Origin of the sequence: Lysinibacillus sp. NPDC058147 (genome assembly GCF_042884205.1) — a bacterium.
Classification (GTDB): Bacteria; Bacillota; Bacilli; order Bacillales_A; family Planococcaceae; genus Lysinibacillus.
This window is the reverse complement of sequence record NZ_JBHVUJ010000006.1, coordinates 103,831-120,290: the sequence shown is the minus strand read 5'-3', so window position 1 is coordinate 120,290 and position 16,460 is coordinate 103,831. Positions and strand designations below refer to the sequence as shown.

Below are 16,460 nucleotides of genomic sequence, written 5' to 3'. Positions count from 1 at the left end.
GTTATAGAACAATGAATTTCATAATTTTATCCGCTAAATGGTTCTATTTACGCGAGGTGTGAGAAAATTCACATCGAAAAATATGCTATTTTGCTAAAATATAGGTGATTATACAAAGGGGGGTATTATAGATGAAACCTATAGTAGCAGGAGTAGCAGGGACAGTACTGTTAGCAGGTACACTTTTTGTCGGAGCAGTCATTAGCGACAAAATTTTAGGGGATGCTAAAGGAGAAAGCAATGAAGCCACTGTACAAACAAAAATTCCAACATCAGCAGCTGCTCAGTCAGTTGTCTATGCGCCGCCAAGCATTGAAGAAGTACCAGATGGGCCAATGAAGGAAGCGATATTAGATGGCTATGAGCTTGTAAATAATACACATGTTGCTGCAGAAGAATATGTTGGAAATCAATTGTCTTGCACAAGCTGTCATGCAGGTGCAGGTTACGATGAGCAAGTTTCGTCATTAGTAGGTGTAATGGCGAATTATCCTCAATATATTGCACGCTCAGGTGATATTGTTACGATTGAGGAGCGTATTAATGGTTGTATGGTTCGCAGTATGAACGGAAAGAAATTTGACATGAATAGTAAAGAGTTAGAGGCGATGGTTTCGTACTTTGCCTATATTTCAGAAGGTGTACCTATCGGGGTGGAGCGTGAATGGGTAGGCACAAGTACTATGAAGAACATTCCTATACCGGATGTTAAGAACGGTGAAGAAGTATATGCCCAGTCTTGTATTGCTTGTCACGCAGCTGATGGCGCAGGTACTGGTGCTAATACAGGTCCGGCATTATGGGGTGAAAACTCATTCAATGATGGAGCGGGTATGGCGAGAATGTCGAAAATGGCCGGCTACGTCAAACATAATATGCCAGTCGGTGCAGCTGGTACTTTGACGGATCAAGATGCCGCTGATTTAGCAGCCTTTATTTTATCGCAGGATCGACCTGAATGGAAAAATCATGATAAAGATTGGCCAAAGGGCGGACGTCCTAATGATATTATGAATAAAGAAAAACGGGAACAAGTTAAAAATGGCACAATAAATTGGGAGCAAGTGCTTTCCACTAATTAAAATGATGAGAGAACGTTCTTGCGAGTGGAAATAATATATGTTTCGATTTACCTTTAGATAATTTATGTCTAAAGGTATTTTTTTATCTAAAGATGGAAATCTACATCTGAGGTTGTATATGGAGATGAGTTATTGGAGCGCAGCGGATGTTTTCTGTGCGAAAGCGACAGCAAATGTTTTATCTGTGCGAAAGCGTAGCGACAGCAACAACAACAACAACAACAACAACAAAGCGGCTCAAAACCATATATTTTAATAAGAACTATTTCTCTGGCTACTCGTTCTATACATTAAAAGAAGTACAGGTCTTAATTTGTTATACTAGCAGTATTAGGAAATAGCATCGGAGGTGACGCTGTTGATTTTTTTGAAATTTTTAATCGAAATCATTGTTGTATCAGGGCTTATTTATTTTGTAAGTGGTCGATTAATTGGTTCAAACATTAATTTTATACGTAGGGTTCTTTCTGTAGTTATTAGTGTGACGCTAACATCCTTTGTTTACTGGTATACCTATTTACGTCATACAAATTTTTTATACGAACCAATGATGCAAACGGTGACGGAAGTCAGTACACTTGTTTGGATTGGCTGCATGCTACTAATTTCGATGCTGCTCTATCTCGTTTTTGAACTTTTCGATCCAAGTGGTATTACATCTAGAGATCGTAGGAATGGCAAAAAAAACTTATTTTTACGCCTTCGTAGCTACTGGCGACAGCAAAAGCGTTTGCGTCAGGTGTTAAAAATAGCAGTGACAAATGGCGTTGTCCAAACAATTAAATACACAAGACAACGAGAAAATGAAAAGGAGCTTGCCATTGCTTTAAGGGTAACTTTGGAGCAATGTGGTGGGATATTTATTAAATTCGGTCAGGTACTTTCTACTCGTAAGGAACTTTTTTCACCTATTTTTATTGACGAGTTAGAGAAGTTACAACATAATGTGAAGCCATTATCATCAGATCAGGTAACACAAATTTTAGAAGATTCACTTCCGAAGCCTATGAATGAAATATTTACAAGCTTTCAAATGGAGCCGATTGCGGCAGCATCTATAGGACAAGTACATAAGGCACGATTGAAAAATTTTGATGAAGTCGTGGTGAAGCTACTACGTCCAGAAGTGAAGGGAATCATGCGAGACGATCTTGATATTTTGGAAAAATTTGCCAATTGGCTGTCAAACAAGTCTACATGGGCGGAGTCACTCGGTTTTCGAGAGCTTGCTAAAGGATTTGGAGATGGGTTACGCGAGGAAGTTCATTTAGATATTGAGGCTCGTAATACATTGCAGGTGACGAATGCTCTTGCTAAAAGTGATTATAAGGTGAGGATTCCTAAAATCTATACAGAATATTGTAATGAAAATATTATTGTCATGGAATATATACGGGGGAAAAGTGTTGCAAATGCTACGTCTGAATTTAATCGATTAGAAAATAATCGTAGGCAGTTTGCACGGACTGTCTTATACTCCTTCATTGAACAAATGCTTGTTTCGGGTATATTTCATGCAGATCCACACCCAGGAAATATCCATATAGATGAGATGGATGGCACACCGATCCTTCTTGATTTTGGGGCTGTTGGCCGTTTAGGAGCTAAGCAACAAGAGGGCTTAAAGTTAATTTTAATGGGGATTCATCTAAATAATTCATGTACTTTATTTGACGGCTTAACATTATTGGTTGAAAACGCTGATCAAGCAGATCGTGTAAAGATAGAGCAAGCAATTGATCAAATTCTCTTGAAAATCTCTTACGTGGATCGAATTCCAACAGAGGAGTTAATACATGCGTTATTTATGGTTGTTCGTGATTTCGGTCTTTCTTTCTATCCAGCAGTAGGTTTAGCGTTACGTTCATTAGTAACGTTGGAGGGGACATTACGGGTAATTGACCCAAATTTTGATATTTTTACAGAAGCGAAAGATTTTTCATCCACATATATGCGTGCAACCTTCCTGAAGCCATTTAAAGAACCGTTGGCAACAAAGGAACGTATACAAGAAGAATTAGCCATGCTTATTCCGACATTGCGCAAAATGCCAAGACGAGTTGACCAGCTCATTCAACGGGTAGAAAGCGGAAAAATCACCTTACATCACGATGTTTTTTCGGATGAGGATAATGCTCGTTTTATTACAAATTTATTTTCCCGTTTCGTCTTACTTCTCGTAGGTATTACCTTTGGCATTATTTCTGTAGCACTTTTAGCAATCTCGCAATTTATTCGTGACGCGTACGCTGTTTACTTAAATACAGCTGCATACTTGGGATTATTTTTATGTGCCATTCTTTTAGTACGGCTTTCTATTCAAGCGCTACGTTCTATGAGGCAATAGGAAGCGCCAACACGGAGCGAAAATCAATCTTTGTTTATTGAAACACATTTATTTATATCTATTAGGTAGGGGAAATACTCCCTTACCTTTTTTATTTTAACTTCTTTTAGCAGATGTCACGGGATCGGAAAGGAGTTCTTTGTGCGAGCATAAAGCCGATTCTGGACGTAATTATGCCAAGGCATACTTGATAATGTTCTCGAGAAATATTACAAAAACATTACAAAACAAATAGTGGGTCTAATGGTAAAACAGCTAATAACGTTGCTATGTAGAATAAAACGCGATTTTGTAGAATTTATAAGAATTTACGTGAATGTTACAAGAATGTTTCGAGTTTTACTAAACGATTAAAAAGACGTGAAATAGTATAAAAGTTATGCCAATAATGCTAAACTTTAAAAGGCTAATAAAATATAAGAATAAAAAAAGAAATCGTTCCAGTGATTACATTAAAATACTAAGAGCGAAATTGACTAGTGAAGGGAAAGAATAACGTGGGTAAGCGCAATAAATGGCGTAAGTCGATGGTGCTAGCATTAGCACTAGCTGGCGGCTTATTATTTAATACAGTTCAACCAACAGTAGTGCACGCAGAAGAAACATCTCAACAAATGATCGAAAAAAAAGCTAAAATAGATACAGAGGTTAAAAAACTTCAAGACGAATTAACTAAACTACAAAAAGATATCGATGAAAAAGTAAAAGTATTTAACAAAGTACAAGCAGATATTAAAGAAGTTGATGCAAATATTGTAGATACTAAAAAACGTATTGAGCAACGTTCAGCGATTTTAAGTGATCGTATGGCTGCATACCAAGCTCAAGATAATACTGTAGGTATTTATTTAAGTGCTGTTCTTGAATCAAAAAGCTTTGCAGATTTAATGGACCGTGTCGTAGCGGTAAAAACATTAATGGATGCTGACCAAGAATTAGTAGATCAACAAGAAGCAGATAAGGCTAACTTAGAGAAACAAAAAACAACATTAGATGAAAAACAAAAAGAGCTTCAAAAGCAATTCCAAGAGCTTCAACAAAAGGAAAGCGAAATGGAAGTAAAAAAAGCTGAAAATGAAGCGAAGTCTCTTGCATTAAAGGCACAAATTGCAACGAAACAAGAAGAAGAACGTTTAGAAGCAGAACGTAAAGCAGCAGAGGAAGAAGCAGCTCGTTTACGTGCACTTCAAGCAGCTACTCCAGTTGTACAAGCAACAAACAACGATAATAGCAACAGCAACGCTAACAATAGTAGCAAAGCTAATAACAATAGCAAAGCTAACAACGAAAAAGCACCACAAAAAGTCGTTGTTGGTTCTGGTTCAGGTACTGCATCTTCAGGTGATGCAATTTCAACTGCAAAGCAATTCTTAGGCCGTAGCTATGTTTGGGGCGGCAGTAACCCATCAACAGGATTTGACTGTTCAGGTCTTGTACAATGGTCTTACAAACAAGCAGGTGTATCTTTACCACGTACAGCATCACAACAATATTTAGCAACACAACGTATTTCAGCAAGTGAAGCTCGTGTAGGTGACCTAGTATTCTTCAGCTATGGTTCAGGCATAGCGCATGTAGGTATTTACTTAGGAAATAACACGATGATCGATGCTCAAAATAAAGGTGTTGTAATTGAATCACTTGATTGGTGGAATCAATATTTAGTAGGCTTCGGTCGTATTTAATAAGCCTTAATATTATATAGACGATTTAAATAGCGAAAAGGTCATCTTTGTAAAAGAAATTACAAAGATGGCCTTTTTTATTATTTGATGAGTATTAGAGTATAGCTTATAACTAACTGATTATTACTTAGTCCAATGCTATATTTAAAATCATGAGAGTAACCCAACACGCAACCGATATGGTAATCCATTAATTTAGGGTCGACTACTCGACGAATAATGAGTAAAATAACATCTAGGATGAATAAATTTACATAAGTAGATATATTTACTACTATAGCCCTAGTTACTAAAATGATAATAGGACCAGGAGAAGGAATATTACTAGTTTATCCATATAATGATTGCCATCAAGTATGACACATCTAATAATAAAGCTAACGTGTAAAATGTATTATTATATAACTGAAAGAAACGTTCCCTTGCATGTTGTGACCCATTTCTGATAATTTTGAAGTATACAATACGAGGGTTTGCTTTAAAATTAAAATCATTTGCGACTTTAATTACGTAGTAGTAAAGTAACGAATAATAGAAATCAAGACAACACTTATAAGTACACCATTATTAACGTTCTGAAACAATAAAGGTAGGGATGAATCATGGAAAAAGAGATTTTGCAACTTTTTAGTAATTTAACAGAGCGTGACCCTGATATACAATACAAATCATACGAAGAATTATTGAAAATCATGCAGGAACCAGTTGATTGGACATATTCAGTTTGGGAACAACTTGTTCAGGCTCTTACATACAAAAACGAACATGTGCGTGCAAGTGCTGCACAATTTTTATGCGCATTGGCAGCGAAAAGTGATCCTGAAGAAAGAGTATTAGAGGACTTCTTAAAGATTTGGGCCGTAACGTATGATGAAAAAACAGTGACTGCGAGGCATACTTTACAAGCAATTTGGAGAATAGGTTTAGCAGGGCAGGTACAAAGAGATTTAGTCGTTTCCTATTTGGCGAAAAGGTTTCAAATATGCTTAGACGAAAAACATCCGACATTAATACGCTATGATATTATTGTATCCTTTAAAAAGCTATTCGATGCAACGAATGACCCAAAATTACTAGAGATTGCACAACGTTTAATCGAGGAAGAGAGGGATGTTAAATACAAAAAGAAATATAAGAATGCCATCCGTTAAAAGTTATGAAATGTCTATTTTTTGCGCAAAACTTTCGTTAAGCTTTATAAAGTATGAAAAAGTAAAGTAAAACGACTCCACTATCAGTACCATGGGGCAGTGAAAATATCCGCGTGCAAAAGTTAATATATGCTTGATTGTTATCCATCGTATCTGTTTATTCAAATTCCACAGCTATTTTTTCCTATCAATCTATGTTAAACTGCTTTACAAGTGAATAATTCTTGCAGAATAAGGGTGCTGAACTATAGCATAATCGGGAATTCGGTGAAAAACCGAAGCTGTTTCCGCAACTGTAAGTACAGGAATCATAAAGATATACCACTGTCGAATTATTTGATGGGAAGGTTTTTATGACTCACAACGTGATTGAATAAACTGTACAAGCCAGGAGACCGACCTTTGTTTGAACGTATAGATAACTCTTCGGAAGCTAGGAGAATATGCGGCAAATACATAGGCTATGTCGTATCTATGCGACAATTTTTATGTTATTTTCGTTGTTTCCTTAGGAGTGGAAACAACGTTTTTTTTATGTGCACTTATATTTCACCTGATGAAATCCAAAAAAGTATGTTTATCTTCATTCAAATGAAGATAAAGTCTCCGGACGGCAATTACATCAAGACGAAATTAATAAAGTAAGAATTTTTCACGAAGGAAAGCGGGGACTTAGATTTGAAAAAAGATGCACGTTATTCTTGTTATCCATTTATGCGTGAAAAGGCATCAACGGTAGATTTTGAAATTCGAACGGATTGCCTTACAACACATATTGGCGTCGCTTTAGCGGCGGTAAAAAAGGAAACGGTAGAGGTAGTAGCAGATGATTTGCTAGCTATTTTACCAATGGCTTACCATGTAAATGGCTCAGTCCGAGGTAAATTGGCGGTAACCGAAGACGATTTAACTTGGCTCAGTGATCGCTATGATTTTTATGTAAGTCATGTAAGGGAGGAAATACAGAACTTTGTATTACCTCAAGGAACAGAGGCTGCTACCGTATTACATTTATGCCGTAGTGAGGCGAAAAAATCATATCGCGTTTTGCACAAAGTATCTGAAGAACGGGAAGTACCTACTATTCTCTTTGATTATTTAGGATTACTAGCCAATGTCTTTTTTGTAATGGCTGTCTTTATAAATCAGCAGGCTGGTATTGCTGAAATACCGTTTATTAGTAAGTCATACCCGATGAAAAAGAAAAAGGAGAATCAATGAAATGAAGAAAATGTTTAAGCTTCAATGGCTTTCTGTGCTAATGTTAGCACTCGTATTAGTTGGCTGTGGCACTAAAGAGGATACTAATAAAGGCACTATTTCTAAGGAAGATCAACAAGTTGAGAAAACTAGCTATAAAGTTAAAGATGACCGTGGTGTAGAAGTAGAGTTTGCTACCGCACCTAAAACTATTGTTTCATTGCAACCAAGTAATACAGAAATTTTATTTGCTCTAGGTGTGGGGGATAAAATCGTTGGTGCAACTGAGTATGATACGTATCCAGAAGAAGCGCAAAAAATTGAGCGCGTCTCTACTTCTACAACATTTAATAGTGAGCGTATTTTAGCCCTAAAGCCAGATGTCGTTATTGCCTATACAACTGGGGGCGATGAAGAAAATTTAAATGCCTTAAAAGGTCTCGAAGATGCAGGTATTAAAGTGTTTGCCATTCAATCGGCTAAAACATTTGATGATGTGTACGGGGATATCCAACAAATCGCAACGGTTATGGGAATCAAAGATAAAGGCGACAAGTTAAATGATGATATTAAAGGTAAAATTGCAGAAGTCCAAGCAAAAGTTAAAGATGTGAAAGAACCAAAAAATATCTATTTAGAAATAAGTCCGAAGCCAGACATATATACACCTGGTTCTGGAACATTCCAACAAGAGATTTTAGATGCTGCAAATGTTAAGAACGTTTTTGGTGACCTCAAAAGTTGGGCAAAGGTATCTGAGGAAGATATTATTGCGAAAAATCCAGATGTCATTTTAACAACAGTAAACTATGTGAAAAACCCAACGGCAGAAATTCTTTCTCGTGATGGATGGAGTTCAATCACTGCCATTCAAAATAAAGCGGTTTATTCTATAGATACTGATATTTCAAACCGTCCGGGTCCGCGTATTGGCGAAGCTGTTGAGTTAATAGCAAAAGCAGTATACCCTGAGTTATTTAAATAGTATTTTGGAGCTGTCCTTTATTAAGGGCAGCTTTTTTGAATGGGTAAAAGTGAATGCTTGGGTAAAAACCGGTTTCTTTTCGGTGAAGAAGTGATCGGGTAAGGTTGAAAACTGATCAGCTTTGATGAAGAAGTGATCGGGTAGAGTAGAAAACTGATCCGCTTTGAAGAGAAAGTGATCGGGTAGGGTTGAAAAGTGATCAGCTTTGATGAAGAAGTGATCGGGTAAGGTTGAAAAGTGATCCGCTTGGATGAAGAAGTGATCGGGTAAGGTTGAAAAGTGATCAGCTTTGATGAAAAAGTGATCGGGTAAGGTTGAAAACTGATCTGCTTTGATGAAAAAGTGATCGGGTAGGGTTGAAAAGTGATCCGCTTTGATGAAGAAGTGAACGGGTAAGGTTGAAAAGTGATCAGCTTGGATGAAGAAGTGATCGGGTATTGTAGAAAACTGATCCGCTTTGAAGAGAAAGTGATCGGGTAGGGTTGAAAAGTGATCCGCTTTGATGAAAAAGTGATCGGGTAAGGTTGAAAACAGATCCGCTTGGATAGAAAAGTGATCAGGTAATACGGCCACCCGCTCCGTTCCGATAAATAAGTGCTCAAAATCCCCTCACCGCTCTAAGTAGTGTATAACATTTCCTAGTGCGAAAATTGGTATTATATCGAATTGTTCTATAAAATAGAGATATGAATGCTTGCTAACAGAGAGAGGTGCAGTGAGTGAAACAGTTTGATATGAGGATTATACCGTTTGAGGCAGTCTATAATTTCCGTGATATGGGTGGTTATAAGTCGAGAGATGGGCGTACTGTTAAGAATGGTTTGATTTACCGTTCAGCAGCACTTGGTAAAATGACGAAAGCGGATAAGGAGCTTTTTGAAACACTAGGTGTGAAAACAATTTTTGATTATCGAGACAACCATGAGGCTCATAATAATCCTAATCCGGTATTCCAGTATGCCAAGAATATTCAAATACCCGCAAAGGGAAATCATGCTTTTGAGATGCCTACAAATACTGGTGGAAAAGATTTTTATAAGGTTGTAAGCCCAGAGATGTTCCGAGAATTTTATGCACAAATGCCTTTTAATAATGCCTCGTTCAAGGAGTTAATAGCAACGATTCAACATCCTGAAAACCTAGGGCTTGTCCATCATTGTGCGGTCGGGAAGGATCGAACAGGTATTGGTAGTGCACTTATTTTACTTGCTTTAGACGTACCTGAGGAAACGATCATGGAGGACTATTTAGATACAAATGTACATTTACGTCCCTTAGTAGAACGAATGGCTCAGACCATTCAGCAAGATTATAGCGATCGAGAAATACAGCAATTTTATGCCTTAATGTCTGCTCGTGAGGACTATTTACAAGCAGCATTTGATGCAATGGATATCCGATACGGCTCTAAGACCGCTTTTTTAGAGCATGAGTTCGGCTTAACAACAAAAAAACGTAAGCAATTGCAGGACCATTGCTTACTATGATAAGAAACCCTTTCACATAAAATTGTGAGAGGGATTTTTTTCGTATTATACTAGGTTTATAATTTAAGGTTTCATTATAAAAACTCTTTACACCCTAAAAATCTATGATAAGATACTATATATTTTTATCCCACGTTAACGGGCAGTAATTTATCTTTATTGAAAGCGAAGTGTTTAGGTACTGCCCGTAAAAATCTTTATAAAGCGTATAGGAGAAGTGAAAAGTATTGGCAGATACATTAAAAGAAAGTGATATACAAGAGGCAGATAAGTTAAGTTTGTTCCATTTAACGTGGCCGATATTCTTAGAAGTATTTTTATTTATGTTAATGGGACTAGCTGATACATTTATGCTCAGTGCTTTATCAGACAATGCTGTATCAGGAGTTGGTGCAGCCAATCAATATATTCATATTGCGATTTTAATACTTGAAGTAGTTGGTAATGGTGCTTCCATTGTTGTATCTCAATATTTAGGTTCAAGGCGCATTTTTGAAGCTGCGAAAATTTCTGCTTTAGCAGTAACGATGAATTTGGTCGTTGGACTAATGATGAGTGTCTTATTTTTCATCTTTTCAAGTCATTTAATGACCATGATGAACTTGCGGGGGGAAGTGCTTAAATACGCTCAAAGCTATTTAGTGATTATAGGAAGTTTTATTTTTTTACAGGCAATTATAAATGCATTAGCAGCGATTATTCGTGTACATGGATGGACAAAGCAAACGATGTATGTATCACTAGGTATGAATGTGCTACACGTTGTATTAAACTACGGTTTAATTTTTGGTAACTTAGGATTACCGGAGTTAGGTGTAAAGGGGGCGGCTATTTCCTCCGTTATAAGTCGTGGAATAGCAATTCTCGTGTTTTTCTGGTTGTTTTATCAAGTTATGGAGGTAAGAGTGAAGCTAGAATATTATTTTGAGTATTCAAAAGAATATATTCGAAAAATATTAAATATAGGCTTACCATCAGCATTTGAGCAGGTACTTTATCAGTTCTGTCAAATTGTCTTCCTTTATTATGCAACATATTTAGGATCGGAGACACTAGCAGCAAGACAATATGCTATGAATATTTCGATGTTTACGTATTTATTTGCAATTGCAATAGGGACGGGCACAGCTATAATTATTGGACGAAATGTAGGTGCTGGTAAAAAAGAACAAGCTTATCATCAGCTTTGGACAAGTGTACGAGCAGCTTTTGCTTTTACGATAACTATGGTTGCTGCTGTGACGATATTCCGTAAGCAACTTATGCATGTTTTTACTGATAATCCAGAGGTCATAGCCATCGGGTCATCAGTCCTAGCATTAAGTATTCTGCTTGAGACAGGGCGTACGATGAATATTGTAGTTATTAATTCATTGCGTGCCTCTGGGGATGCAAGATTCCCGGTGAAAATCGGTTTCTTATCAATGGTATGTATGAGCCTACCGCTCGGCTACTTGTTTGTATTCGTTTTAGATTGGGGTTTAGTAGGTATTTGGCTAGCAATTTCCGCAGATGAATGGATGCGAGCCATTATTGTATACTTTAGATGGAGAAGTCGTAAGTGGGAGCGTTTTGCACTGGTTTCACCTACAGAACAGAAGGAGGCAAATTAATGGGAGCACTATCTAAAAGAGCTGCAGGGGCAGCCTTAATGGATAAAAATATGAAGCTTTTTGCTTGTCCGATTTGTCAGGAGTCAATGGATGTTTTTGAGCAAGGTAGGTTAGTATGTTCCTCAAATCATTCTTTTGATATTGCCAAGCAGGGCTACGTCAATATGCTGACACATGGTGCTGTTTCTAAGTACAGTAAAGATCTCTTTGAATCTAGAAAATCGGTTATTGAAAGTGGTATCTATGATTTAGTAGAAGATAAAATCGGAGAGCTAATTGCAAATGCGGAAACCGTGCTGGATACAGGATGTGGTGAGGGTTCACATTTAGCACGTATTATGGAAGATAAAAAAGGTAACTGTATTGGTATTGGTATTGATATAGCAAAAGAAGGCATACTTGCTGCATCCCGACATTATCCAGAGCAAATTTGGTGTGTTGGTGATTTAGCGAAAAGTCCATTTGCAAAATCAAGCTTCGATGCCATATTAAATATTTTATCACCCGCCAATTACGAAGAATTTAAACGTCTATTAACTCACGATGGTTGTGTTGTAAAGGTTGTCCCTCAAAGCGGGTACCTACAAGAGCTTCGAGCACAATTATATGCGGATTCTACTAAAGAGTCCTATTCGAATGAACAAATCGTTGCTCGCTTTAAAGAAAGCTTTGCCGATGTTAGTGTGGAGCGTATTACTTATACGGTACCGCTAGCTACAGAGCTTGTACCAGCACTGCTTGAAATGACACCGATGGGCTGGCATAAAAAAGAGGAAGCCAATATCAAGTTAAATGAAATTACAATTGATGTTGATATATTAGTGGGAAAGGTGTAACTTCTTTTAGACATGCAATTGCAGTATACGGGTCTTTTCGATTACAATGGGGATAACTATTGAATAAGGTAGGAATGAAACGGTGTATAAATTTATAGCAAATCTTGTCAAAGTGATATTAAAATTAACAGGCTCAAAGGCGCGTGTATATGAGGAGCAAAACTTACCGAAGGAAGGTGGGTTTATTATTGCATGTACACATACGGGTTATGTGGATATTTTAAATCTGGGAGTTGCAATGACTCCTCGAGAAATTCACTTTATGGCTAAAAAGCAATTGTTTGATATAAAAGGCCTTGGTTGGCTTATAGAGCGTTTAAATGCCTTTCCGGTTGACCGTGACAATCCAGGACCGAGTGTTATTAAAATCCCTTCGCAGTTATTGAAAGAGGGTAAAATCGTAGGGATTTTCCCATCTGGAACGCGAAATGCTGAGGGGACGGATTTAAAGCAAGGTGCGATTACAATAGCACAGCTGTCAAAAGCGCAAATTGTACCGGCTGCTTATGTTGGTGCGCGTAATGCTGGTGATGTCTTTAAGCGTGGAAAGGGTTATCTAATTTATGGAGAGCCATTTTATGTAACGGGTAAAGGTAAAGAAGGACGCGAGGAATTTACACATCGCCTTGAGCATGAATTAGTGGCGTTAACGGAAGAATTAGAGAAGCGAGTTGCGGCAGAAAAGAAATAAAATGAAATAAATTCAGATGAGGCATCCCTGTGAAGAAAACAAACCTTCACAACCTTTTGAAGGGGAGTAGCTTCCTGCCAGCAGTTATATGCTGGATAACTTAGAAAGCACTCAGAATCATGGATTTTGAGTGCTTTGTTGTAGGAGGATATAAAAATGATTCGAGTACTTTTTGTATGTTTGGGGAATATATGCCGATCACCAATGGCTGAAGCGGTCATGCGCGATTTAGTAGAAAAAGAGCATTTAAGTAATGAAGTCGAAGTAGATTCGGCGGCAACAAGCTCTTGGCATATTGGTGAACCACCTCACAGAGGAACACAAAATAAGCTAAAAGAATATGGCATCTCAACAAAGGGGATGCAAGGCCGACAATTACAAAAGGCTGACTTTGAAAATTTCGATTACATTATTGGCATGGATGAAAGCAATATACACAATATCCGAACGATGCTTAGCAATCCTGATTCTCCAAAGATTTTCCGCTTTTTAGATTTAACCGACCATCGAAAAGACGTGCCTGATCCGTACTACACTGGAGATTTTCAAGAAACTTATGATCTAGCTTTAGAAGGCTGTCATGCGTTATTAGAAAAAATTAAAAGACAACACAAGCTGTAAGAGTTAACAATTGTAATGGAAATCTAAATAATGCATTACTGTTTTTCATCACCGAAGTTAAAGACATTTTGTTAAAACATATGTCATTGTAGTGAAGTTGATTGGAGTGAAGATAGGACGACCTCGGAAGCCCTTTAGGAAAGAGCTCAGTCGGAACGGAAATCAAACCCTCAGTTATGGTGATAATACTATTTTTTACAATTGATCCTTCAGAAAATGATCTTAAACATTGGGATATCTAGCCTTGAATGCATCATCTGTGTTATTATTTGCAGAGTAAAGATACGATAAGTATTTAATTACCATTTACAGATGTGCAACTGCGCATCTATGATTTTTATAAACTTATTATTTGAAAGAGAGTGGAAACTATGGGTCGTAAGTGGAACAATATTAAAGAAAAGAAAGCGTCTAAAGACCAAAGCACAAGCCGTATCAATGCAAAATTCGGACGTGAAATTTATGTGGCAGCTAAATCAGGCGAACCAGATCCTGAGTCAAACCGTGCCCTTAAAGTTGTTCTTGAACGAGCAAAAACATACAGTGTTCCTAAACATATTATTGAAAAAGCAATTGATAAAGCGAAGGGTGGCGGCGATGAAAACTTCGACGAATTACGTTATGAAGGTTTCGGACCAGCTGGTACTATGTTAATCGTTGATGCTTTAACAAATAATGTTAACCGTACTGCTTCTGATGTACGTGCTGCGTTTGGTAAAAATAATGGAAATATGGGTGTCAGTGGATCTGTTGCCTACATGTTTGATTCAACAGCAGTAGTTGGTTTAGAAGGTAAATCAGCAGATGAAGTTCTTGAAATTTTAATGGAAGCAGATATTGATGCTCGTGATATCCTAGAAGAAGATGAGGCTGTTATTATTTATGCAGAGCCTGACCAATTCTTTGCAACACAAGAAGCTTTAAAAGCAGCTGGCGTTCAAGAATTTACAGTAGCAGAGCTTTCAATGCTTCCTCAAACAGAAGTAGCATTAACTGGTGACGACATTGCGAAATTTGAAAAATTAATTGATGCATTAGAAGATTTAGAGGATGTCCAAAACGTTTATCATAATGCAGATTTAGGCGAATAATATAAACAATAAAACCAGTAGCAATTAAAGCTACTGGTTTTTAACTTCTTTCAGCGGGTGTCCAAATATCTGTACCTGTCGCTACACTTTCGGTACAAAAAACATCAGCTGAAATAGAGGAACTCAGTCTAAGAAGCCCTGTCCTGTGGCAACGATTGAGTGACCAACATCGTGTTGCTGCCGCTGCGTTAACACTACGCTTTCGCACAGAAAACATTTGTTGGCCCAAAGCCTCCGGCGGATGTCACGGAATCGAAAGGAGGTCTTTGTGCTTGCACAAAGCAGATTCCGGACGCAATTATGCCGAGGCATAATTGATTTAATAGGGAGGAAAACGGTGCAAGCTCTTTTAGCGATTGCTATATTTTTAGTAACTTTATTTTTTGTAATAGTGCAGCCACGTAAAATATCGATCGGCTGGTCTGCTTGTATTGGTGCTGCAATTGCGTTGATATTCGGAGTTGTTACTTGGCAAGATGTTGTTGAGGTGACAGGGATCGTTTGGAATGCAACGTTATCGTTTATAGGAATTATTTTCATTTCACTTATTTTAGATGAAATAGGATTCTTTGAATGGTCTGCCCTCCATATGGCACGCGTGGCAAAGGGAAGTGGTATACGCTTATTCATTTATCTTTCTTGTCTAGGTGCGATTGTTTCAGCACTATTTGCAAATGATGGTGCAGCCTTAATATTAACACCAATCGTTCTAGCGATGATTCGTAAGTTAAATTTAAGCGATAAAATGGTCTTTCCTTTTATTATTGCAAGTGGATTTATAGCAGACACAACATCATTACCGTTAGTTATTAGTAATTTAACGAATATTGTGTCGGCAGACTATTTTGGCATTGGATTTATGGAATATTTCTTACATATGTTCATACCGAACTTAATTTCCTTACTGGCAAGTATAACAGTACTTTATATGGTCTTTCGTCGTTCGATTCCAAAAGAATATTCACTTGAGGCAGTAGGTAATCCAAAGCTTGCAATTCGGGATTCGCGATTATTTTTATTATCATGGTATGTTATAGCCATTTTATTAGTTGGTTTCTTTATGAGTGAGTTTTTCAAAATTCCTGTATCATTTATTTTATGTAGTGTAGCAGCTATCTTTTTCCTACTTGCACGACGTAGCCATATTGTAGATACAAAGAGAGTTGTGAAAGGGGCACCATGGAATATTGTGTTCTTTTCTATCGGTATGTATGTAGTTGTATATGGTTTGAAAAATGTAGGGATGACAGGATTGTTAGCAAGTCTATTAGAGCACGCTATACAACAAGGGCTGATGGTAGCGACGATAACGATGGGGTTTGTAGCTGCGATTTTGTCAGCTATTATGAATAACCTACCAACTGTAATGATCGATGCATTAGCTATTGCTGAAACTAGTGCAACTGGCATTATTAAAGAAGGTCTTATTTATGCAAATATCATCGGCACAAATTTAGGTCCTAAAATGACACCGATTGGCTCACTCGCAACGTTGTTATGGCTTCATATATTGAAGCAAAAAGGAATAAAAATTGGTTGGGTTCAGTATTTAAAAATAGGTATTGTTCTAACAATCCCAACTCTGCTCGCTACTTTAATAGCTTTAGTAGCCTGGATTATGATCATATCATAGGTAAATACGATAAAATCAAAAAACTATTTTTCTATAAA

Annotated in this window: 15 protein-coding genes and 1 riboswitch; of the genes, 14 read left to right on the top strand and 1 reads right to left on the bottom strand. The window is 37.3% G+C overall.

Features of this window, described 5'->3' with window-relative positions:
* The first annotated feature begins 131 nt into the window (after positions 1 to 131).
* The 7 genes from ACFVT8_RS17750 to ACFVT8_RS17720 all read left to right on the top strand — a co-directional run bounded on the left by ACFVT8_RS17750 (position 132) and on the right by ACFVT8_RS17720 (position 8,450).
* A complete protein-coding gene (locus ACFVT8_RS17750; RefSeq protein WP_387084378.1) occupies positions 132 to 1,082 on the top strand; it encodes a c-type cytochrome in 951 nt (316 codons plus the stop codon).
* Positions 1,083 to 1,206: 124 nt separating this feature from the next.
* Positions 1,207 to 1,338 carry a hypothetical protein gene (locus tag ACFVT8_RS17745; protein WP_387084376.1) on the top strand — a complete coding sequence of 44 codons (132 nt, stop codon included), beginning with the start codon at positions 1,207 to 1,209 and terminating at the stop codon, positions 1,336 to 1,338.
* Between the two features lie 102 nt (positions 1,339 to 1,440).
* A complete protein-coding gene (locus ACFVT8_RS17740; protein WP_387084374.1) occupies positions 1,441 to 3,429 on the top strand; it encodes an ABC1 kinase family protein in 1,989 nt (662 codons plus the stop codon).
* Between the two features lie 497 nt (positions 3,430 to 3,926).
* Positions 3,927 to 5,114 carry a C40 family peptidase gene (locus ACFVT8_RS17735; RefSeq protein ID WP_483869506.1) on the top strand — a complete coding sequence of 396 codons (1,188 nt, stop codon included), beginning with the start codon at positions 3,927 to 3,929 and terminating at the stop codon, positions 5,112 to 5,114.
* A 602-nt stretch (positions 5,115 to 5,716) separates the two neighbouring features.
* Entirely contained in the window at positions 5,717 to 6,265 is a 549-nt protein-coding gene (locus ACFVT8_RS17730) for a hypothetical protein (protein WP_387084370.1), read from the top strand.
* Positions 6,266 to 6,482: 217 nt separating this feature from the next.
* Positions 6,483 to 6,683, top strand: a riboswitch (cobalamin riboswitch).
* A gap of 260 nt (positions 6,684 to 6,943) precedes the next feature.
* Entirely contained in the window at positions 6,944 to 7,486 is a 543-nt protein-coding gene (locus tag ACFVT8_RS17725) for a hypothetical protein (protein WP_387084368.1), read from the top strand.
* 1 nt (position 7,487) lies between these two features.
* A complete protein-coding gene (locus ACFVT8_RS17720) occupies positions 7,488 to 8,450 on the top strand; it encodes an ABC transporter substrate-binding protein (RefSeq protein WP_387084366.1) in 963 nt (320 codons plus the stop codon).
* Here ACFVT8_RS17720 and ACFVT8_RS17715 read toward each other — a convergent pair.
* Complete coding sequence (locus tag ACFVT8_RS17715) at positions 8,439 to 9,023, bottom strand: hypothetical protein (protein ID WP_387084364.1); 585 nt, start codon at positions 9,021 to 9,023, stop codon at positions 8,439 to 8,441. The genes ACFVT8_RS17720 and ACFVT8_RS17715 overlap by 12 nt on opposite strands.
* Positions 9,024 to 9,169: 146 nt before the next feature.
* Between ACFVT8_RS17715 and ACFVT8_RS17710 the strand changes: the two genes are divergently transcribed.
* The 7 genes from ACFVT8_RS17710 to ACFVT8_RS17680 all read left to right on the top strand — a co-directional run bounded on the left by ACFVT8_RS17710 (position 9,170) and on the right by ACFVT8_RS17680 (position 16,422).
* Entirely contained in the window at positions 9,170 to 9,937 is a 768-nt protein-coding gene (locus tag ACFVT8_RS17710; protein WP_387084362.1) for a tyrosine-protein phosphatase, read from the top strand.
* Between the two features lie 227 nt (positions 9,938 to 10,164).
* Complete coding sequence (locus ACFVT8_RS17705; RefSeq protein ID WP_387084360.1) at positions 10,165 to 11,550, top strand: MATE family efflux transporter; 1,386 nt, start codon at positions 10,165 to 10,167, stop codon at positions 11,548 to 11,550.
* Entirely contained in the window at positions 11,550 to 12,386 is an 837-nt protein-coding gene (locus tag ACFVT8_RS17700) for a putative RNA methyltransferase (protein ID WP_387084358.1), read from the top strand. Before ACFVT8_RS17705 ends, ACFVT8_RS17700 begins: the two co-directional genes overlap by 1 nt.
* Positions 12,387 to 12,468: 82 nt before the next feature.
* Positions 12,469 to 13,077: a lysophospholipid acyltransferase family protein gene (locus ACFVT8_RS17695; protein ID WP_387084356.1), complete on the top strand. Its 609-nt coding sequence runs from the start codon at positions 12,469 to 12,471 to the stop codon at positions 13,075 to 13,077.
* Positions 13,078 to 13,233: 156 nt separating this feature from the next.
* On the top strand, positions 13,234 to 13,698 hold the full coding sequence (locus ACFVT8_RS17690; RefSeq protein ID WP_387084354.1) for a low molecular weight protein-tyrosine-phosphatase: 465 nt from the start codon (positions 13,234 to 13,236) through the stop codon (positions 13,696 to 13,698).
* Between the two features lie 371 nt (positions 13,699 to 14,069).
* A complete protein-coding gene (locus ACFVT8_RS17685; RefSeq protein WP_132361468.1) occupies positions 14,070 to 14,789 on the top strand; it encodes a YebC/PmpR family DNA-binding transcriptional regulator in 720 nt (239 codons plus the stop codon).
* A 337-nt stretch (positions 14,790 to 15,126) separates the two neighbouring features.
* On the top strand, positions 15,127 to 16,422 hold the full coding sequence (locus tag ACFVT8_RS17680; RefSeq protein WP_387084352.1) for an arsenic transporter: 1,296 nt from the start codon (positions 15,127 to 15,129) through the stop codon (positions 16,420 to 16,422).
* Positions 16,423 to 16,460 lie beyond the last annotated feature (38 nt).